The sequence below is a fragment of the Campylobacter jejuni genome (genome assembly GCF_049221745.1).
Classification (GTDB): domain Bacteria; phylum Campylobacterota; class Campylobacteria; order Campylobacterales; family Campylobacteraceae; genus Campylobacter_D; species Campylobacter_D jejuni_E.
In genome coordinates, this window is sequence record NZ_JBMJAO010000022.1 from 1 (window position 1) to 1,111 (window position 1,111).

At 31.1% G+C, this 1,111-nt stretch carries 1 pseudogene; it reads left to right on the top strand.

The annotated features are described in order from the left end of the window. A pseudogene (locus ACOTU8_RS08675) lies at positions 1-1,040 on the top strand (autotransporter outer membrane beta-barrel domain-containing protein); the annotation flags it as partial. Positions 1,041-1,111 lie beyond the last annotated feature (71 nt).

The window sequence follows — 1,111 nt, forward strand, 5'->3', positions numbered from 1 at the left end:
GGTGTCAAACTAGCCCTACAAATCAAAAAAGACACAGACAATACAGGTAAATCTGTATCTAATCTCAATTCAGCTTCTAGAGCAGTTAATACCACTATGAATATTTCTAATGATGTTTCTATAGGTTCTCGTGTAGCAATACTAAACAATCCTTTTGGAACTTATGCTTCTAAAATGAATAGTCTTAAATTTGCTGCTTTAGATAGTGATATAAGACCAAGCTATGTAAATGAATATACCAATAGTGTTTGGGCTAATGCTTTTGGTGGTGCTAATATTATCGATGGAGATAGTGGTGCAATGTATGGTGCTACTATAGGTGTAGATAAACAAGCTAATGATAATGTTTTATGGGGTGCTTATTTTACTTATGCAAATGCTAAAATCAAAGACAATAATTTAGAACAAAAAAGTGATAATTTTCAATTAGGTATGTATTCTACTATCAATATAGCTCCACAATGGGAACTTAATGTTAAAGCTTATGCTCAAGTTTCTCCAACTAAACAAGACAATGTTCAAACAGATGGTCCATATAACTCAGATTATACAAGCAAATTCTTAGGACTTAGTGCTAATGCAGGTCGTGTATTTGACTTTAGTGATAATACTTTATTTATCAAACCTTTTACGGGGATAAATTATTATTTTAGTTATACTCCATCTCATACAGAAAATGGTGCTATTGCTAAAGATATTGATTCTATGAAAAACAATTCTGTAAGTGTTGAAGTGGATGCTGAATTTAGAAAATATATGAATGAAAACTCTTATATTTTTGCAACTCCAAAAATAGAACAATCAATAGGGGTGATGATTACACAGCCAATTTAGCTGTAAATAATGCTTTCTTTACTAGCGTAGAAGCTAACAACAAGAAAAAAACTTATGGACAAATTATCGTAGGGGGTAATGTAGATTTTACAAATCAACTCAGTATGAATCTTGGCTTTGGTGCTAAACAAATACTAGCAGGTAAAGTGGATAGTAAAAACGAAACTTATTTAAGCGGACAGGTTGGGCTTAAGTATAAATTTTAAACACAAACTTTTTGAGAATTCTTTGCAACGAAATTCTTGTTAAAACACAAGAATTTCAAAGTTTTAACCTA